The organism is Nocardioides sp. BGA-UO-ETr-FS32, from assembly GCF_059567905.1.
In genome coordinates, this window is sequence record NZ_JCAQOX010000016.1 from 128,271 (window position 1) to 146,229 (window position 17,959).

At 72.5% G+C, this 17,959-nt stretch carries 16 protein-coding genes; 5 read left to right on the plus strand and 11 right to left on the minus strand.

All coding sequences use genetic code 11. The features are described 5' to 3' along the window. The first annotated feature begins 125 nt into the window (after window positions 1-125). The gene (locus AC57BS_RS18255) at window positions 126-566 is read left to right on the plus strand and encodes an SRPBCC family protein (RefSeq protein WP_496412870.1); all 441 of its coding nucleotides are present in this window, start codon (window positions 126-128) and stop codon (window positions 564-566) included. A 19-nt stretch (window positions 567-585) separates the two neighbouring features. Here the strand turns inward: AC57BS_RS18255 and AC57BS_RS18260 are convergent, their stop codons facing one another. The 3 genes from AC57BS_RS18260 to AC57BS_RS18270 form a co-directional block, all read right to left on the minus strand. Then, on the minus strand, window positions 586-1,689 hold the full coding sequence (locus AC57BS_RS18260; RefSeq protein WP_496412871.1) for an alcohol dehydrogenase catalytic domain-containing protein: 1,104 nt from the start codon (window positions 1,687-1,689) through the stop codon (window positions 586-588). 130 nt (window positions 1,690-1,819) lie between these two features. Further along, window positions 1,820-2,413 (minus strand): hypothetical protein, encoded by a 594-nt coding sequence (locus AC57BS_RS18265; RefSeq protein WP_496412872.1) that lies wholly within the window; start codon window positions 2,411-2,413, stop codon window positions 1,820-1,822. A gap of 125 nt (window positions 2,414-2,538) precedes the next feature. Next, entirely contained in the window at window positions 2,539-3,846 is a 1,308-nt protein-coding gene (locus AC57BS_RS18270; RefSeq protein WP_496412873.1) for a wax ester/triacylglycerol synthase family O-acyltransferase, read from the minus strand. 122 nt (window positions 3,847-3,968) lie between these two features. On the opposite strand from AC57BS_RS18270, the gene AC57BS_RS18275 reads away from it, so the two are divergent. Then, window positions 3,969-5,261, plus strand: coding sequence for a wax ester/triacylglycerol synthase domain-containing protein (locus AC57BS_RS18275; protein WP_496412874.1), 1,293 nt, complete (start codon window positions 3,969-3,971; stop codon window positions 5,259-5,261). A gap of 85 nt (window positions 5,262-5,346) precedes the next feature. Here the strand turns inward: AC57BS_RS18275 and glnA are convergent, their stop codons facing one another. Next, window positions 5,347-6,765 carry a type I glutamate--ammonia ligase gene (glnA, locus tag AC57BS_RS18280; RefSeq protein WP_496412875.1) on the minus strand — a complete coding sequence of 473 codons (1,419 nt, stop codon included), beginning with the start codon at window positions 6,763-6,765 and terminating at the stop codon, window positions 5,347-5,349. Window positions 6,766-6,998: 233 nt separating this feature from the next. Between glnA and AC57BS_RS18285 the strand changes: the two genes are divergently transcribed. Both AC57BS_RS18285 and AC57BS_RS18290 read left to right on the plus strand, forming a co-directional pair. Beyond that, window positions 6,999-7,769 (plus strand): SCO4651 family lipoprotein, encoded by a 771-nt coding sequence (locus AC57BS_RS18285; protein WP_496412876.1) that lies wholly within the window; start codon window positions 6,999-7,001, stop codon window positions 7,767-7,769. A gap of 42 nt (window positions 7,770-7,811) precedes the next feature. After that, window positions 7,812-8,207 carry an RDD family protein gene (locus AC57BS_RS18290; protein WP_496412877.1) on the plus strand — a complete coding sequence of 132 codons (396 nt, stop codon included), beginning with the start codon at window positions 7,812-7,814 and terminating at the stop codon, window positions 8,205-8,207. Between the two features lie 3 nt (window positions 8,208-8,210). On the opposite strand, the gene AC57BS_RS18295 is transcribed toward AC57BS_RS18290, so the two are convergent. The 5 genes from AC57BS_RS18295 to lipB all read right to left on the minus strand — a co-directional run bounded on the left by AC57BS_RS18295 (window position 8,211) and on the right by lipB (window position 12,735). After that, window positions 8,211-8,918 (minus strand): DUF4191 domain-containing protein, encoded by a 708-nt coding sequence (locus tag AC57BS_RS18295; protein WP_496412878.1) that lies wholly within the window; start codon window positions 8,916-8,918, stop codon window positions 8,211-8,213. A gap of 61 nt (window positions 8,919-8,979) precedes the next feature. Further along, window positions 8,980-9,921: a lipoyl synthase gene (gene lipA, locus AC57BS_RS18300; protein ID WP_496412879.1), complete on the minus strand. Its 942-nt coding sequence runs from the start codon at window positions 9,919-9,921 to the stop codon at window positions 8,980-8,982. Between the two features lie 54 nt (window positions 9,922-9,975). Next, window positions 9,976-10,956, minus strand: coding sequence for a hypothetical protein (locus tag AC57BS_RS18305; protein ID WP_496412880.1), 981 nt, complete (start codon window positions 10,954-10,956; stop codon window positions 9,976-9,978). Continuing rightward, a complete protein-coding gene (locus AC57BS_RS18310) occupies window positions 10,953-11,891 on the minus strand; it encodes an ABC transporter ATP-binding protein (protein ID WP_496412881.1) in 939 nt (312 codons plus the stop codon). The genes AC57BS_RS18305 and AC57BS_RS18310 overlap by 4 nt, the downstream gene beginning before the upstream one ends. Window positions 11,892-11,982: 91 nt before the next feature. Then, window positions 11,983-12,735 carry a lipoyl(octanoyl) transferase LipB gene (lipB, locus tag AC57BS_RS18315; protein WP_496412882.1) on the minus strand — a complete coding sequence of 251 codons (753 nt, stop codon included), beginning with the start codon at window positions 12,733-12,735 and terminating at the stop codon, window positions 11,983-11,985. Window positions 12,736-12,830: 95 nt separating this feature from the next. Between lipB and AC57BS_RS18320 the strand changes: the two genes are divergently transcribed. Beyond that, on the plus strand, window positions 12,831-13,403 hold the full coding sequence (locus tag AC57BS_RS18320) for a hypothetical protein (protein ID WP_496412883.1): 573 nt from the start codon (window positions 12,831-12,833) through the stop codon (window positions 13,401-13,403). Here the strand turns inward: AC57BS_RS18320 and AC57BS_RS18325 are convergent. Beyond that, window positions 13,349-14,239 carry a TIGR01777 family oxidoreductase gene (locus tag AC57BS_RS18325; RefSeq protein WP_496412884.1) on the minus strand — a complete coding sequence of 297 codons (891 nt, stop codon included), beginning with the start codon at window positions 14,237-14,239 and terminating at the stop codon, window positions 13,349-13,351. The two genes, AC57BS_RS18320 and AC57BS_RS18325, sit on opposite strands and share 55 nt — an antisense overlap. Before the next feature lie 51 nt (window positions 14,240-14,290). Further along, window positions 14,291-17,800, minus strand: coding sequence for an ATP-binding cassette domain-containing protein (locus AC57BS_RS18330; RefSeq protein WP_496412885.1), 3,510 nt, complete (start codon window positions 17,798-17,800; stop codon window positions 14,291-14,293). Window positions 17,801-17,959 lie beyond the last annotated feature (159 nt).

Genomic DNA, 17,959 nt, shown 5'->3' on the forward strand with positions numbered 1-17,959 from the left:
GAGGGAGCGGGCGGCCCCGGCGAGGTCGTGGCCACACGGGCACTCCCGCGGATGACGGGAGCACGTGTCATGAGCCAGGTCCCGAACGGCGACCGGTCCCGCAGATCCCGGCACGAGGTAGGGCGATGACCCGCATCGCAGGGGAGGTCACCATCGACGCGCCGGTAGAGGAAGTCTTCGACCTGGTCGCCGACGAGCGGAACGAACCGAGGTACAACCCACGGATCGTCCGTGCCGAGAAGGTGAGCCCGGGACCGGTCGGCCCCGGCGCCCGGTTCGTGGCCGAGCCCAAGGGGACGGGCGCGCGGGGCGAGATGACACTGACCATCGTGGAGTACGAGCGACCACGCCGTCTCCACAACCGCGTGGCCTCGTCGTACATGCGGGTGGACGGCACGCTGACCTTCCAGGAGGTCGAGGGCGGGACGCGGCTGAGGTGGGACTGGGACATGGGTCTCGTCGGACCCATGCGGCTGCTGTCGCCGGTGCTGGCCCTGCTCGGGCCGACCTGGGAGCGCCGCAACTGGGTCGACCTCAAGACGTACATGGAGTCGGGGAGCCGATAGGCGCCCGCCGCTCCGGTCCTCAGAGCTCGATGATCTGGCGCAGGGCGGTTCCGGCAGCGAGCTCGTCCATCGCCCGGTTGATGTCGTCGAGTGCGATGCGGGAGGAGACCAGTGCCTCGACCGGGAGTCGACCCTCACGCCACCACTGGGCGAAGACCGGGATGTCCCTGGCGGGAACGGCCGACCCGAGGTAGCTGCCGATCACCGTGCGCGCCTCGGCCACCAGGAGCAGGGGGGAGACCCCTGCGACGGCGTCGGGGGGCGGCAGGCCCACGGTGACCGTACGGCCTCCCGGGGCCGTGGCGCCGACCGCCGACTCGAAGGCCCGGGCGTTGCCGGCCGCCTCGATGACGACGTCGCACCTGACTCCGCTGGAGGCCAGCTCGCCCGGGGCCAGGACGGTGGTCGCTCCGAGCTCCCTGGCGTGGTCGCGTTTTGCGGCGACCCCGTCCACCGCGACCACGTCCCCGCAGCCGAGCGCGAGGGCGGTGAGCAGCGCCGCCATGCCCACGCCGCCGAGCCCGACGACCATGACGCTCTGCCCCGGCTCGGGTGGGGCCGCGTTGAGCAGGGCGCCGCCGCCGGTGAGCACCGCGCACCCGAGGACGGCAGCGACGTCCGGCGGCACGTCATCTTCGACGGCGACGACCGAGCGGGTGTCCACCACGGCGTGGGTGGCGAAGGCCGACACTCCGAGATGGTGGTGCAGCGGGGCTCCGTCGCGGCTCAGCCGGCGTCCGCCTCCGAGCAGCTCGCCGGCGGTGTTGCTGGCCGAGCCGGGGACACAGGGCAGGCGGCCGCCGGTCGCACAGCCCGCGCACTCCCCGCAGCGGGGGAGGAAGGTCATGACGACCTGCTGGCCGACCGCGAGGTCGGACACCCCGGCGCCGCGGGCGACGACCCGGCCGCTGGCCTCGTGGCCCAGCAGCATCGGGACGGGACGGACCCGGTCGCCGTTGACCACGGACAGGTCGGAGTGGCACACCCCGGCAGCCGTGATCCGGACGAGGACCTCGCCTTCACCCGGGTCGTCGAGGTCGAGCTCGCCCACCGTCAGCGGACGGGTCCCCGCCCACGGTCCGGGTCGGCCGACCTCCTCGAGAACGGCACCGGTGATCCTCATGGGTTGACTCTCCTCGTCGTCGGCGCTGTCACCGACTCTAGAACCCCCTGCCTCCTGGGCAAGAAGCCCCCGGGCACGCCAGAGGACCCGGCGCCGGGGGGACGGCGCCGGGTCCGGTGAGGGACTGGTGTCACCTCAGGGCGGGGTACTTCTGCACCACGTCCGTGCGGTTCCACCAGTGACCCAGCCCCCACGTGGTGCCGGCCGCGCCGAGGACGAGGACGGCCATCACGATGATGCCGACGAGGTGGTCGTCGACGACCGGGTTGTTCTCCAGGGGGAGCACGGCGGCGTACATGAAGGCGTACATGAGTGCGCCTGCCGCGGTGCCGATCCGCATCGCGACCCCGAGCAGGAGGGTCACGCCGATGCCGAGCAGGCCGATCATGAACAGCCAGTCGACCCAGGCCTGGCCGGCGAGGCCGGTGAAGAAGCCGTGGAAGGGGTTGTCGGCGGGGACACCGAAGCTGAGGAAGCCCTCGGTGGGGCTGCCGCCGTTGATCCACGCCGCGTCTCCGAACCGGTCCAGGTTGCCTTCCTGGTCGTAGCCGGTGTGGAAGCCGAGGGCGAAGGTCTTGTCGAGGAAGGCCCACAGGAAGGTGATTCCGAAGGCGATCCGCAGAACGGCGAGGGCGCGTGCGAGGCCGGTGCTGCGGACCTCCCGGGTCTCGACGGTGGTGACGCCCTCGGTGCTGATGTGGTGCTGGCGGTGGATGACGTTCATCGTCATCTCCTCCTCGGATGGTGGGTTTCTGGGTTGCTCCCAGACTCCCGCGTCCGCGGCGCCGGCAGCAGGGCCTCCGGTCACCAGCCAGCCGGGACGAAGGTCCCGCCCAAGACGGGAACACCTCATCCAGGGGGCGCGAGCGCGATGAGCTCCGCGACCTCCGCCTGCAGCCCGGCGACCAACGCCTCGGGGTCCGGCACGGTGGAGGCGTCCACCTTGAAGCCGACGTGGATCTTGCCGGCGTAGCCCACGATCGAGGTCGACAGGCTCTGGTCGGCCGACATCGGTGCCCACGCCCACAACCGCGTGATGGGCAGGCAGGCCAGGTGCAGCGGCTGGTCCGGGCCGCGGACGCTCGTGGTGACCCCGGTGGCCTTCCGGGCGAAGAAGTTGGTGGCGTGGACGCGCAGGCGCGGATGCATCAGGCCCATCCCCTCCAGCAGGCCGTACGTCAGCCATGCCTCGGGCGAGTCCTTGATGGCGCGCATCCGCGCCGCGGTCTCGTTGAGCCGGCCGAGCGGACTGTCGGCCCCGACCGGCAGGTCCAGCAGCACCAGCGCGAACTGGTTGCCCAGGTCCTCGGCCCGGAGCGCGGCAGAGCCGCGCAGGTCGACCGGCACCATCGTCGGCAGGTCGTCCACCATGGGATCGGTGCCGTGGGCGAGCAGCCACCGGCGCAGGGCTCCCGCCAGCGCGGCCATGACGATGTCGGTGACCGTCGTCCCGGTCGCGCGGCGCAGCCCGCGCAGGCTGGCCACGTCGATCGATGCAGTCCACACGGCGCGCTTGGCGTGGTGCGGCGGCATCGAGAGCGGCGACGCGGGCCGGCGCGCGAGGAGGAGGCGCTCGGCGACCATCGGCGTCGTCAGCAGTCGGCCGGTCCCGGAGAGGGCGCGCATCGCGGACCGCGCGACGTGCAGGAGGTCGGTACGGTCGCCGTCCGGTTCCGTCGGCGTGAGCTCCTCGTCCGCCAGTGAGAGGACGACCCGGAACAGGGCGGTGCCGTCGGCCAGCGCGTGGTGGAGCCGGGTGTAGATCGCCGTGCCGCCCGCGTACCCCTGGATCAGGTGCACCTCCCACGGCGGGTGCTGCCGGTCGAGGGCGCGGGAGAGGCAGGACGACACGTGGTCCGCCAGGGCGGCGTCGTCGCCCGGTGCGGGCAGCCGGACCTCCCGGACGTGACGGTCGAGGTCGAAGGACGGGTCGTCCTCCCACCACTGGCCCGGCCACGGCAGCCAGGCGTGCTGCGCGCGTTGGCGGAACCGCGGAAAACGGTCGAGCACGCGCTCGTGCAGGAGCCGGACGTACGTGTCGCGGTCGAGCTCCCCGTCGACGACCATCAACCCCTCGACGACCATCAGGTTGTCCGGCTGGTCCATCGCCAGCCAGACGTCATCGACGGGACGTACGACATGTCGTGCACGGGCCATGTCGTCATGCTTCCGGCGCCGACACCGGAGCGTCAGGGCCGGAGGTCACGCCCGATCGGGGACCGTTGGCCGAGGCCCCGAGCCGCTACGACCCCCAGACTGGTCTGCAGGAGGAGGTCACCATGGAGCGCCTGACGCCGTTGTCCTACACGTTCCTCGCTGCTGAGGACGTCGACCCGACCGCGTGCCTCGCGATCGGCTCGCTGGCGGTGCTGGACGGACCCGCACCGCGCATAGACGAGCTCCGTGAGGTCGTCGCCTCACGGTTGCCGACGGTGCCGCGCTACACGCAGCGGGTCGTGCCCGGCCGGTTCGGGCTCCGCGCTCCGTCGTGGCAGGCGGCTCCCGACTTCGACATCCACCAGCACGTCACGGTGCGACGGGTCCCGGCGCCCGGGGGCCGGGAGGAGGTCGCGTCACTGGTGGCCGAGGTCATGGCGGAGCGGATGGAGCGCGATCGACCGCTCTGGGACGTCACCCTGTGCGACGGGCTCGCCGACGGACGCTGGGGAGTGCTCTCGCGCGTGCACCACACCCTCGCCGACGGCGTGTCCGGGACAGGTCTCTACCGCGTGGTGTTCGACTCGGAGGCCGGCGCGGACGCGCCGCCGCCGACACCGCCCGGGACCGCGCCCGGCGTGGCCGGACGGAGCCTCGTGGCCGCGGCTCGAGGCGCCCTCGCGCTCGGCACGGCACTGCTGCCGGTGACCGGCGAAGGCCTGCTCGGTCCGCTCGACGGGACCCGACGGTACGCGTGGACGGAGGTCGGCATCGCCGAGACCGCGGCCGTACGCCGCGAGCTCGGCGTCACGGTGAACGACCTCGTGCTCTCGGCGATCAGCGGCGGCTTGCGCGAGCTGCTGCTCGAGCGCGGACGCCAGCCGGACGCGCACGCCCTGCGCACCCTGCTGCCGGTGTCGGCACGAGCACCCGGCACCGCCGGTCTCCCCGGCAACCAGGTCACGCTCATGCTGTCGATGCTGCCGGTCGAGCACGACGACCCGGTCGAGCGCGTGCTGCAGGTCCACGAGCGCGTCGCCAGCCTGCGTCGGGCGCACGAGCCCGAGGCGGGAGTGGTGCTGCAGGCGCTGGCAGGCCTGCTGCCGTTCCCGGTGCTGGACCTCGGCCTGCGGTGGGGGCTGCGGCTGCCCCAGCAGCAGGTGTCGACGGTGACCACCAACGTGCCCGGCCCTCGGACCCCGCTGACCTGCCTCGGCCGCCCGGTCCGTCAGCTGCTCCCGGTGGTGCCGATCGCGGACCGGGTGCGGCTCGGGTTCGCGGTGCTCAGCTACTGCGACACGTTGACGTTCGGCATCACGGCGGACGGAGCCAGCACGCCGGACATCGACCTCCTCGCGTCGAAGGTCGGCGATGCTTGGAGGTCGGTGCTCGTCCAGCCGGAGCAGTCCCGGTAGACCGTCCCCGGGACGAAGCGAGGCGCCGCCGGCCCATCACGGCCGGCGGCGCCTCACTCTGCCCGTTGACAGATCGAGCTAGGTGTCAGATGTCGTAGTAGAGCTCGAACTCGTGCGGGTGCGGCCTCAGCTGCACGGGCAGGATCTCGTTCTGGCGCTTGTAGTCGATCCAGGTCTCGATGAGGTCGGGAGTGAAGACGTTGCCGACCGTGAGGAACTCGTGGTCCCTCTCCAGGTTGTCCATCACCGCGCCGAGCGAGGTCGGCACCTGGTCGATCTCGGCCATCTCGTCCGGCGGCAGCTCGTAGATGTCCTTGTCGATCGGAGCGGGGGGCTCGATCTTGTTCTGGATGCCGTCGATGCCGGCCAGCAGCAGCGCCGAGAAGGCGAGGTAGGGGTTGGCCGACGGGTCGGGGCAGCGGAACTCGATGCGCTTGGCCTTCGGGTTGGCGCCCGTGATCGGGATGCGCACGCAGGCGGAGCGGTTGCGCTGGGAGTAGACCAGCGAGATCGGGGCCTCGAATCCCGGCACCAGGCGGTGGTAGGAGTTCACCGTCGGGTTGGTGAAGGCCAGCAGCGACGGCGCGTGCTTGAGGATGCCGCCGATGTAGTGGCGGGCCATGTCCGAGAGGCCGGCGTACCCGGTCTCGTCGTAGAACAGCGGGTCGCCGTCCTTCCAGATGGACTGGTGGCAGTGCATGCCGGAACCGTTGTCACCGAAGATCGGCTTGGGCATGAAGGTGGCGGTCTTGCCGTTGCGCCAGGCGACGTTCTTGACGAGGTACTTGAACTTCATCACGTCGTCGGCGGCCTTGAGCAGCTCGTCGAACTTGTAGTTGATCTCCGCCTGGCCGGCGGTGCCGACCTCGTGGTGGGCGCGCTCGACGTGCAGGCCGGCGCGCTCCATCTCGATGACCATCTCGTCGCGCAGCTCGCCGAAGTGGTCGTAGGGGGCGACGGGGAAGTAGCCGCCCTTGTACTTGACCTTGTAGCCGCGGTTGTTGTCCTCGGAGCCGCTGTTCCACGCGCCGGCCTCGGAGTCGATGTGGTAGAAGCCGGCGTTCGCGGAGGTCTCGAAGCGCACGTTGTCGAACACGTAGAACTCGGCCTCGGGCGCGAAGTACGCCGTGTCGCCGATGCCGGTCGAGGCGAGGTAGGCCATGGCCTTCTTGGCGATGTTGCGCGGGTCGCGCGAGTAGGCCTCGCCCGTGATCGGGTCGTGGATGAAGAAGTTGACGACCAGCGTCTTGGCGACGCGGAAGGGGTCGATGTAGGCCGTGGTCGGGTCCGGGAGGAGCGACATGTCGGACTCGTGGATCGCCTGGAACCCGCGGATGGACGAGCCGTCGAACGCGAGACCGTCGTCGAAGACCGACTGGTCGAAGGAGGACACCGGCACGGTGAAGTGCTGCATCACCCCGGGCAGGTCGCAGAAGCGGACGTCGACCATCTCGACGCCCTCGTCCTTGATGAACTTCAGGAGCTCATCGGAGTTGTTGAACATTCGGTTCTTCCTCCTTGACGGCGGCGCGCGCACGTCGAGTTGCAGCGTTCGGGAGCGGAGCCTCGTTGCACCGTGGCCCTCACGCTAGGCGGGGGCAGTTTCTAGACCGTATCCCGATTGTTTCGGGCGTGTTACAGGTCGTCCGCCCGGTGGCCGCCAGCAGGGCCCCCCGAGGTCCCGGCCTCACCCCTGGGGTTACTCGTGCGAAACGCAGGGCGGGGCTACGGTCAGGCATGGCTCGGGGGCAGACGGTGCAACGGTGGGGCGTGGCGATCTCGGCGGGCGTGCTGCTCGCGGCCTGCGGGGGTGACGGCGGTGGCGAGGACGACTCGCCCGACAGCAGCTCGTACGGCCTCGCGACGCTGATGCCCGCCGTCGCGAAGGCGGTGGACGCGGAGGACTACGTCCACCTCGGCATCGGCGACCACCGTGGTCGCGGCGAGGTCCAGATCGACCTCGCCTGGGGCGACAAGGACGAGTTCCGCGCGATGACCGGCGACGAGGCCGGGGAGTTCTTGGAGTTCCGGCGCGTCGACGGCCGCGTGTACGTCGGGGGCGAGGCCACCGGCGACACCTGGACCTACATGGCCGACGACGACCCCCGCGCGCTCGGTGACGAGAAGGGCTTCGACGCCGGTGCCTCGCCCGTCCTGCTCGCCCTCGACGTGCCGGGGGAGTACGACGCGCTCGTCGACGCGGTCGACAAGGTCGAGAACGAGGGCGCCGAGGAGATGTCCGGCGTCGCCTCGACCCACTACGTCGTCACCGTCGACTCCGCCACGTGGCTCGACGCCCTGCCCGAGCACTCGGTGCACCGCGAGGTCGCCGTGGACGACGCGCTCGTCGTGGACCTCTGGATCGACGAGGAGTCACTGCCCGTGCGGATGGAGTACACCGGCACGAACGACTCCGACGAGGTGCGCATCGACTACACCAGCTGGGGCACGCCCATCGCGGTCGTCGAGCCCGCGGGCGCCGAGCCGGTCGGCAGCGAGGCCTCCTGACCGTCGCCCGGCGCGTTGCCGCCCTGCGCCTACGCTGGGCGCGTGCCGCACACCGACCCGACGTACGCTCCCGCCGAGCTGACGCCAGCGGCCTGGGGCCGCCGCATCCTGGCCCTGTTCGTCGACTGGGTGGCCTGCCTGGCCGTCGTCGAGGGGCTCGTCGCGGCCGGTGTGCTCGCCGGCAACCCCAACGGGCTCGGCACCCTGGCGCTCTTCGTCGTCGAGTCGGCGCTGTTCACCGCGGTGGTGGGAGGCTCGTTCGGCAAGCTCGCCACCCGGCTCCGCGTCGTACGCCGCGACGACGCCGGCCAGCCGGTGTCGCTGCTGCGGGCGCTCGTACGCTCCGTGCTCGTCGCCCTGCTCGTCCCGCCGCTGCTGACCTTCGACGGTCGCGGGCTGCACGACGTCGCCGCGGGTACGCGTACCGTGACGCTCTAGTCGTCAGCGCCCGCGCTGCTGCGAGCGCATGCCCTTCATCGAGGTCGGGATCGGGCCCTTGGGCAGCGGCAGCTTGCCGCGCTGGGCGTCGAGCGCCTTGAGCCGCATGAGGATGTCGGTCATCTCGGCGGGCTTCACGTTGCGGCCGAGCTTCTGCACGTGGCGCACCAGCTTGGGCAGCGGCACCTCGCCGTCGCCGCGACCGCACACGACCTCGTGGATCGGGACCTCGTGGGCGACGCGCTCGTGCTTCTTGCGCTCGGTCGTGAGCAGCTGCTTGACCCGGGTGGGGCTCGAGCCCTCGCCGACCAGGACGATGCCGGGCGGGCCGACGACGCGGTGCACGACGTCCTGCTGCTTGGTGAAGCCGACGACCGGGTCGACCTTCCAGCCGCGACGCAGCATCTGCAGCGCACCGGCGGCGGCCGCGGGCTGGCCTTCCATCTGGGTGTACGCCGCGCGCTGGGCGCGGCGACCGAAGACCAGCAGCGCGAACAGCAGGCCGATCATCAGCGCGCCGACGACCGAGATGATCCAGCCGATCAGGCCGTCACCGGGCAGCACCCACATGAGGGCGAAGCCGAGGGCCGCGCCGAGCACGAAGACGCCCATCACGATGAGGCCGATGCGCGGGTCGCTGCGCTTGGCCATCTGGTAGGTCTGCATGATCTGCCCGCGGCGCGAGCTGGGCGTGGTGGCGGCGGTCGACATGAGGTGGCCTTGTCCGGTCAGGGGTTCAACGGGTGCTTCGACAGATGGGGAGTGGTGCAGGTCAGGCGGTCGCGGCGGCGCGCGCGTCCATGGCCTGACCGTACAGCCGTCCGGCGCGGTAGGACGAGCGGACCAGCGGGCCGGACAGGGCGCCGGCGAAGCCGATCTCGTCGGCCTCGGCCTTGAGCTCGACGAACTCCTCGGGCTTGACCCACCGCTCGACGGGGTGGTGGCGCGGGGAGGGGCGGAGGTACTGGGTGATGGTGATCAGCTCGCAGCCGGCCGCGTGGAGGTCACGCAGCGCCTGGGAGACCTCCTCGCGGGTCTCGCCCATGCCGAGGATGAGGTTGGACTTGGTCACCAGCCCGAAGTCGCGGGCCTGGGTGATCACGTCGAGGGAGCGGTCGTAACGGAACGCCGGACGGATCCGCTTGAAGATCCGCGGCACCGTCTCCACGTTGTGCGCCAGCACCTCGGGACGGGACTCGAAGACCTCCTGGAGCAGGTCGGGCTTGCCGTTGAAGTCGGGAATCAGGTTCTCGACGCCCGTGTCGGGGTTGAGCTCGTGGATCGCGCGGACCGTCTCGGCGTACAGCCAGGCGCCGCCGTCGGGCAGGTCGTCGCGGGCGACGCCGGTGATCGTGGCGTACTTGAGCTCCATGCGCTGCACCGACTCCGCGACGCGACGCGGCTCGTCGCGGTCGAGCGGCTGCGGCTTGCCGGTGTCGATCTGGCAGAAGTCGCAGCGACGGGTGCACTGGTCGCCGCCGATGAGGAACGTGGCCTCGCGGTCCTCCCAGCACTCGAAGATGTTGGGGCAGCCGGCGGACTGGCAGACGGTGTGGAGGCCCTCGGACTTCACGAGGTTCTGCAGCGCGGTGTACTCAGGGCCCATCTTGGCCTTGGTCTTGATCCACTCCGGCTTGCGCTCGATCGGGGTCTCGGCGTTGCGGGCCTCGAGGCGGAGGAGCTTGCGTCCTTCGGGTGCGGGAGCGGTCGTCACGCCCGCCACTCTACGACGGCGTGTCGGGCTCCCCAACTCGCCCACCGGTGCTGGTCAGGGCACGTCGCGACGCCGGGTCGCCCACAGCGACAGCCCCACCGCCACCACGACGAGCACCCCGAGGACGATCCCCCCGTCGACGGCGGGCAGCACCCGCTCACAGCTCCCGGTCACCGACCCGTCGGGTGACTGGGTGCAGGCGGTCGGGTCGTAGTAGGAGAACCCGCCGAGCACGAAGGCCAGGAAGTTGGTGGGGAGCAACCAGCGCGCGGCGCTGTCGCCGAGGATGGCGACGACCACCAGGGATCCCGCGATCGCGACGCCGAACATCAGGGACAACGTCGCCACCGTGCTGCGGAACAGCATCGTGAGGGCGTAGCCGAGCAGGCCGCCCACGCCGATGGCGAGGACCCCCCGCGCCTGGGTCTCCCAGACCTCGCGCCAGACCCCCGGGGCGGCCGTGATGTCGCGGCTGGACGCGATGAGCGCCGCGCCGCCCCAGAAGATCCCCAGCACGACCGCGCCGACCAGGACGCCGGTCAGCAGCACGGCGGCACCCTTGGCGAGCCACAGGCGCAGCCGTCTCGGCTCGAACAGCAGCTGGTTGCTCATCGACCCGGTGTTCCAGTCGTGGCCTGCGTACGTCGTGCCGATCAGCATCAGCAGCCCGGTCAGGATGGTGATGGCGGCCGCGCCCACGTCGGTGCGGAGCGCGGTGAGCTCCAGCTCGCTCCGGTAGAGGTAGTTCTCGTAGCGGGGGGTGATCGCCTCCGTGCAGTCGGTCGCGACCCCGTCCGGTCCGAGGTACATCTCCGGGTCGGCCTCGCAGGCGGCGACCTCCTGGGCGACCCAGGGCTGGTCGGCGTCCCGGGCGGCCAGCTCCTTCGCCTGCGCGATGTCCGCGTCGCTGATGGGACGCGTCTCCCAGGCGTAGCCGGCGAGCAGGACCAGGGGCAGGGCGAGGCAGGCGACCAGCAGCACGACGACCGCGCGTCGCCAGCGCAGCCGGGTCAGCTCGACCTTCAGCAGCCTCATCGGACCTCCTCCGGCGACGGCGTGACGCCCATCCGGTCGCCGTCGGTGAGCTCGAGGAAGATCGTCTCGAGGTCGGCGCGGACCGGCGTGAGCTCGGACAGGTAGAGGCCCGCCTCGGCGAGGACGCGCGTGATCCGGTCCCCGGGCTCGTCGGTGACGACGTCCAGCGACCGTGCGTCCTGCCGGACGGTCATCCCGGCGGTCTCCAGGGCGGTGCGGGCCGCGGCCGGGTCGCCGACGCGCAGCCGGTACGACGTACGTCCGAGCAGGTCCTCGACCCTGCCCGACGTCAGCATCCGACCGTTGCCGATGATGGTCGCGCTGGTGCACACCTGCTGCACCTCGGCGAGGATGTGGGAGCTCAGCAGCACCGTCACGCCCGCGTCGCCGAGGTCGCGGATCAGCTCGCGGATCTCCCGGATGCCGGCGGGGTCCAGGCCGTTGGTCGGCTCGTCGAGGATCAGCAGGTCGGGCGACTTGAGCAGGGTCGCCGCGATCGCCAGGCGCTGCTTCATGCCGAGGGAGTAGGACCTGTAGCGGTCCTCGGCCCGCTCGCCCAGCCCGACCCGCACCAGCGCCTCGCCGACGACGTCCCTGCCGACCCCGACGGAGCCGGCGAGCAGGAGCAGGTTCTGCCGGGCGGAGAACGTGGGGGAGAACTTGGGCGACTCCACGACCGCACCGACGCGGCCGATCACCTCGGTGAGCCGCTGCGGCACCGGGGTGCCGAAGAGGGACATCGTCCCCGCGGTGGGCGTGGCGAGGCCGAGCAGCATCCGGATGGTCGTCGTCTTCCCCGACCCGTTGGGTCCGAGGAACCCGTGCACGCCGCCCCGCGGCACCGCGAGGTCCAGGTCGGCCACCGCGACGCGGGTGCCGCGCCGCCCCGTGAACTCCTTGCGCAGCGCGCGTGTCTCGATGACCATCTCGGCCATGCATCCCCCCGGTGTGCGTGTGTGGGGGAAGACTGGCAGGCAACGGCCCGCGGTGCGCTCGGACTCGCCGAGCTGCGCCGAAGGTCGCGGGTCAGGCTCCGGGGCGGACGAGCTCGATGCGCGGACCGCGGCCGGGCTCGGGTCGCGGCTCGTAGTCGGGGGTGGCGTCGTAGGGCTGCCAGGCGAGGTACGCCGCGAGGTGGCGCCGTACGCCCGGCAGCACGTCGGCGACGGTGACGTCGCGGCCGAGCTCCTGGCTCAGGGACGTGACGCCGGCGTCGGCGATGCCGCACGGCACGAACCGGTCGTACCAGCCGAGGTCGACGTCGCAGTTGAGGGCGAAGCCGTGCATGGTCACGCCCCGGCTCACGCGGATGCCGATCGCGGCGACCTTGCGCTCGGGGCCCCGCTCGTCCTCGCGCAGCCACACGCCGCTGCGGCCGGGGATGCGGGCCGTGGTCACGCCGAGGTCGGCGCACACCGCGATCAGTGCCTCCTCGACCCGGCGTACGTAGTCGACGACCTTGACGTGGTCGGGCAGCTGCACGATCGGGTAGCCGACGAGCTGGCCGGGGCCGTGGAAGGTGATCTTGCCGCCGCGGTCGACGTCGATGACGTCCGCGCCTCCCGGGTCGAGCGGCCGCTCGTGCGGGTCGGTGCGCTTGCCGGCGGTGAAGACGGGCGGGTGCTCGAGCAGGAGCACCGTGTCGGGCCGGTCACCCGCGACGACCTCCGCGTGCACCCGTCGCTGGACGTCCCACGCGGCCAGGTAGTCGACAGCCTCGGCGCCGAGCCCGGCGACCTCGAAGTCCAGCGGGTGCGTCACGTCCTGGTCGAGAGACATGGCTCCGAGCGTACGCCGCCGCCTCGGCCGGTGCCGGCGGGCGGTGCCTGTGGATGACGCCTGCAGCGTTCGCGCGGATCGACCACGCTGGGGTGATGGACCCGCGACGCCTGCTCCCCGTCCTCACCGCGGTCGCCTGCGCCCTCGTCGTGGCGACGCTCGTCGTCGGCCACGGCAGGCCGGACGGCACGGGGCGAGCCGAGGTACGCCTGCCGGAGGCGCCCGTCGCTGCATCCGCTCGCCCTGCCCACGGACCGGCCGCCGTCCTCGCAGCGTGGGACGAGCGCCGCGCGGACGTCTGGGCGCGGGGTGACGCGGTCGCCCTGGCGGACCTGTACGCCCCGGGGTCGCGCAGCGGTGCGGCCGACGTGCGACTGCTGCGGGCGTACGCCGGTCGCGGCCTGCGGGTCGAGGGCCTGACCACGCAGGTGCTCGGCCTCCGCGTCGTCGAGCAGTCGCCACGACGGCTGGTGCTGGTCGTCACCGACCGCGTCGTCGGCGGATCGGCGGTGGGCGGCGCGGCGCCGGTCGCGCTGCCGGCCGACCGCGCCTCGACCCGGCGCGTGGTGCTGGTGCGTCAGCGGGCGACGTGGGTGGTGGCGGAGGCGCGCGATCAGGAGAGCGCGGCGGCCAGCACCTCGCGCACGTCCTCGTCCTCGAAGTCGTAGCCGGCGCGCTCCAGCGCGGCTGGGCGCACGTTGACGGAGTTGAGCAGCTCCGCCGCCATCTGCCCTGCCGCGAGCCGCAGCACCGGTGCCGGCGCGGCCAGGAAGGACGGCCGGTGGAGCGCGTGGGCGAGGGTGTCGGTGAACTCACGGTTGGTGGGCGTCACCGGGCAGCACAGGTTGAACACCCCCGAGACGTCGTGCGACTCGGCCAGGTAGGTAGCGGCGCCGACCCAGTCGCGCAGGGAGATGATCGGGAAGTACTGCTGGCCGTTCGACAGGCGTGCGGCCATGCCTGACTTGAACAGGACCCTCAGCAGTCGCAGGGTCAGCGAGGCGCGGTCCAGCACCGGGGCCGTGCGGAGCACGCAGACGCGGGCCCCGGCGTCCAGGGCGGGCTGAGCCGCGGCCTGCCACTCGCGCGTGACCCGGGTGAGGAGCGCGTCGCCGCGGCTGTCCGACTCCTCGGTCAGCAGGTCGGCTCCGTGATCGCCGTAGAAGGAGGTGCCGTTGTTGGCCAGGAACGCCGGTCGCCTCTCGCTCGAGGCCACTGCCTCGGCCAGCACGCGGGTCGTCACGACCCGGCTGTCCATGAGCTCGCGGCGGTAGCGAGCGGAGTGTGGGTTGCCGAACAGGGGTGACCCGGCGAGGTTGACGACCACGTCCGCGCGCTCGACCACCGCCTGGTCGAGCGCCCCCGCGTAGGGGTCCCACTGTGACTCCCGAGGGCCGCTGGCTTCGCGCCGGACCAGCGCCACCACCTCGTGCCCGTGCACCCGCAGGTGGTCGGACAGGTGGGTGCCGAGGAAGCCCGAGGCACCGGCGATGACGACGCGCATGCCACCACCCAACCATGCGGCCAAAGCCGACCGCAGCGGTTCGGCGCCGGGTCAGCCCGCCAGGTGGGCCCAGCGGGCCGACAGCTCGTGCCACGGGCCCTCGTCGACCACGCGGCCTGAGTCGAGCACCACGACGCGGTCGGCCCGGGCGAGCGCCGCGGCCTTGCTCGTGGCGCCGACGACGGCGGTGCCGCGCGCCCGCAGGGCTTCCCAGAGCTCGATCTCGGTGGCCGCGTCGAGCGCGGAGGAGACGTCGTCGGCGAGCAGCACGTCGGCCTGCGTCGCCAGCGCGCGGGCGAGCGCGAGGCGCTGCACCTGCCCGCCGGAGAGGCGTACGCCGCGGTGACCGACGAGCGCGTCGGGGCCACCCGCCTCCGACACGTCCCGGCCCATGCGTGCGGCCTCGAGGGCCGGCATGACGGCCCGGTCCCCGTGGTCGAGCGCGACGTTGCCGGTGAAAGTGCCCGACAGCACCCGCGGCACCTGGGCGACGTGGGCCACCCGGCCGGGGCGGAGCGTGGTCTGCGGGTCGTCGACGCGGCGGTCGTTCCAGAAGATGTCGCCGGTGCTGCCCACGAGGCCCGCCAGCGCGCCGAGCAGGCTGGACTTGCCGGAGCCGACCTGACCCAGCAGCAGGACAAGCTCGCCGGCCTGCACGTCGAGGTCGACGCCCTGGACGCCGAGGGTGCCGTCGTCGTGGACGGCGTCGAGCCCGCGGACCGAGAGCGTGCGCAGCGGCTCGCGGTGCGGCGCGGGCGGCTCGGGACCGGTGCCGTGGACGAGGTCCATGCCGGTCGGCAGGTCCATCAGGTCGCCACCGCCGGCCAGCTCGCTGGTGGCGTTCATCCAGGCGCGGGTGCCGGGCGCCTCGGTCACCACGGACCCGGCGACGCGGCCGAACCAGTCGAAGCCGCTCACCGCGTTGGCGACGAGCAGCGCGGTGGCGAGCTCCCACTGGCCGGTGAGCAGGCCACCCCAGGCGGCGACGACGCCGCACTGGACCATCACGACGGGTACGCCGTCGAGCAGGGCCTGCACGCGGTGCTCGCGCACCGCGGCGTCCACCCGGCCGCCGTCGACCTCGCGCAGGTGCCGGTGCACCTGCGGGGTCGCGGCGGCCAGCTTGACGGTGCGCACCGACTCCAGGGCCGAGACCAGCGACTGCCCGAACGTGGCGCGCGCGGTCGAGGCGGCTGCCGCGGACCGGCCTGCCACGCGCCGCCCGAGCGTCGAGGCGAGCGCCGAGGCCACCATGACGGTCAGCAGCACGGCGCCGGCCACCCAGGTCTGGGCGATGAGCGCGGTCGTCAGCGCGACGAGGAGGCCGTTGACGAAGTCGACCCAGCGGTCGGTGTAGCGCGCGAGCCGGTCGGCGTCCATGGTGCGCGCGACCACCTCGCCCGGCGGGGTGCGCAGCAGCCGGCGCTGGGAGGTCTGCCCGTGCAGCACCGCGGCGCGCACGCGCAGGCGTACCTCGACCCACCAGTGGGGGTAGGTGCGGAACGCCTGGGCCAGCAGGAACGGGCCGATGACCAGCGACCCCACCAGGGCCACGAGGAGCAGCCCCGGCTGCTCGCCGGCCTGGAGGTCGGTGACGATGAGTCCCCACACCCAGCCGGTGACGGCGCCGAACGCGCCGGTGAGGGAGGCGAGCAGGAACAGCGCCGCACCCAGCAGGCCCCACTGGGGCTGGATGCTGATGGTGTGGAGCACCTGGCGCGCCAGGCTCGGCGTCGGCGCGAGCTCGGGCGGCGCTGGGGGAGTGGTGCTGCGACGCACGGACCCGATCGAGGAGTCGTCGTGGTGGTGCTCCTCGACGACCGCCTCGTGGGCCGCGGCCTCGAGCAGCTCGCGGAACCGCCCGGCCTCAGCGGCGAGGCGCCCACGCGGACCTTGCTGGACCACGCGCCCCGACTCGAGCACCGCGACCTGCTCGGCACGCTCGGTGGTGGAGAGACGGTGCGCGACGAGGATGCCGGTGCGCCCGGAGATCAGGCGGTCGGCGGCCCGCACCACGCGGGCCTCGGTCACCGGGTCCATCCGCGCGGTGGCCTCGTCGAGCACCACGACGCTCACGTCCCGCACGAGCAGGCGCGCGAAGGCGACGAGCTGCTCCTCGCCCGCCGACAGGCTGGTGCCGCCGGGGCCCAGGACGGTGTCGAGGCCGTCGGGCAGGCCGGCCACCCAGCTGGTCAGGCCGAGCTCGGCCACGGCTGCCTCGACGATGCTGCGCGGGACGTCGTCGAAGAGCGTGATGTTGTCGGCGAGGGTGCCGGCGAGGACCTCGGTGCGCTGGGTGACCACGCCCACGGCTGAGCGCAGCGCCTGCAGGTCGAGGTCGAGCACGTCGACCCCGCCCAGGAAGACGGTGCCGCGCGGCGGCTCGACCGCGCGGGACAGCAGCGAGGCCAGGGTGGACTTGCCGGAGCCGGTGCGACCGACCAGGGCGCAGGTGTGGCCGGCGGCGAGCAGGAGGTCGACGTCGCGCAGCGCGAAGGTGCCGGTGCCGTAGCTGAACTCCAGGTGGCGGAACTCCACGTCGAGCGGGCCGTCGGGCACCGGCAGGCCGCCGGTCGGCTCGGCGGGCGAGGCGAGCATGCCGCGCAGCCGCAGGACCGCGCCGAAGCCCTCCTGGAGGTCGGGCAGGTGGCGGGCCAGCATGTCCACGCCGCCGACGAACATCGTCGTGACGAGGAAGAGGGTCACGAGGCGGGCGGTCGTCAGGTCACCCGAGAGGACCAGCGCGACACCGACGACCCCGACGGCTGCGAGCGCACCGTGCAGGAGCCCGCCGCTGCGCCGCGTGATGCGGACCTCGACGGCGAGGACCGCGTCGAGGGTGCGGTGGACGACGGAGGCCAGGTGGGCGTTGCGCCGCAGCACGTGGGCCTGGCCCAGCGAGGTGCGCAGGTCGTCACGCGCGGCGACGCCCTCCTCGGTGGAGGCGGCGTGGTCGGTCCAGGCGGCCTCCTCGACGACCTTCTTCTGCGCGACCTGCGGCAGCAGGCGGCGTACGACGAGGTAGGTGATCACCGCGGTCAGCGGGAACAGGAACGCGGCCGGCCACCACGTCAGCGACGCGACCACCCACAGCGGGCCCGAGGCCAGGAGCGTGCGCGCGGCCTGCCACACGCCCCACCGCATCAGCTGGCCGACCTCCCAGGTGTCGTCGTCGATGCGGTCGAGGACCTCGCCGACGGCCTGCTCGGACAGCTCGGCCAGGGGCTGGGCCATCGCGGCGTCGAGCAGGTCGGATCGCAGCTGGCCCTCGGCCCGGTCGCAGATGGTGGCCCAGACGGTCTTGGCGACGGTGTCGATGACCGCGCCGCCCACCACGCACAGCGCCAGCAGGGTCAGCAGGCCCTGCGTGGGGTCCTCGGCGAGGCGGCCGGCGACCATCGAGCCGAGCGATGCTGCGACGGCACCGAGCAGCGACATCGAGAAGCAGAGATAGGTCAGCGGACGGCGTACGCGGCGCCAGTCGACGGGCACCCGACCGGCCGGCAACCCGTCGGTCGCGGACGTGGTCGCCGGTGCCGTGTGCGTCTGGATCTCGGTCACCGTCACAAGCACCAGACGTTACGTGTCGGGACCGACATCGCGCCTGTGGTTTTCCGTCCACAGCACCCGCCCCGCCCCATGCATAGTCCGCTGCGAACGGCCGGTGCCGGGGCAGGTGGGAGCGGCTTTTCGCAGCGGACTATCGGGCGGGGTCCGGGG

Coding starts and splice junctions, on each gene's coding strand:
- AC57BS_RS18295 (WP_496412878.1), bottom strand. CDS start 8,918: ATGTCGACCGCCGCCACCACGCCCAGCTCGCGCCGCGGGCAGATCATG.
- AC57BS_RS18325 (WP_496412884.1), bottom strand. CDS start 14,239: ATGCGCGTCGTCATCGCCGGTGCCTCGGGCTTCCTCGGCACCCACCTG.
- glnA (WP_496412875.1), bottom strand. CDS start 6,765: ATGTTCAACAACTCCGATGAGCTCCTGAAGTTCATCAAGGACGAGGGC.
- AC57BS_RS18305 (WP_496412880.1), bottom strand. CDS start 10,956: ATGAGGCTGCTGAAGGTCGAGCTGACCCGGCTGCGCTGGCGACGCGCG.
- AC57BS_RS18255 (WP_496412870.1), top strand. CDS start 126: ATGACCCGCATCGCAGGGGAGGTCACCATCGACGCGCCGGTAGAGGAA.
- AC57BS_RS18275 (WP_496412874.1), top strand. CDS start 3,969: ATGGAGCGCCTGACGCCGTTGTCCTACACGTTCCTCGCTGCTGAGGAC.
- AC57BS_RS18320 (WP_496412883.1), top strand. CDS start 12,831: ATGGACCCGCGACGCCTGCTCCCCGTCCTCACCGCGGTCGCCTGCGCC.
- AC57BS_RS18270 (WP_496412873.1), bottom strand. CDS start 3,846: ATGGCCCGTGCACGACATGTCGTACGTCCCGTCGATGACGTCTGGCTG.
- AC57BS_RS18285 (WP_496412876.1), top strand. CDS start 6,999: ATGGCTCGGGGGCAGACGGTGCAACGGTGGGGCGTGGCGATCTCGGCG.
- AC57BS_RS18310 (WP_496412881.1), bottom strand. CDS start 11,891: ATGGCCGAGATGGTCATCGAGACACGCGCGCTGCGCAAGGAGTTCACG.
- AC57BS_RS18265 (WP_496412872.1), bottom strand. CDS start 2,413: ATGAACGTCATCCACCGCCAGCACCACATCAGCACCGAGGGCGTCACC.
- lipB (WP_496412882.1), bottom strand. CDS start 12,735: ATGTCTCTCGACCAGGACGTGACGCACCCGCTGGACTTCGAGGTCGCC.
- AC57BS_RS18260 (WP_496412871.1), bottom strand. CDS start 1,689: ATGAGGATCACCGGTGCCGTTCTCGAGGAGGTCGGCCGACCCGGACCG.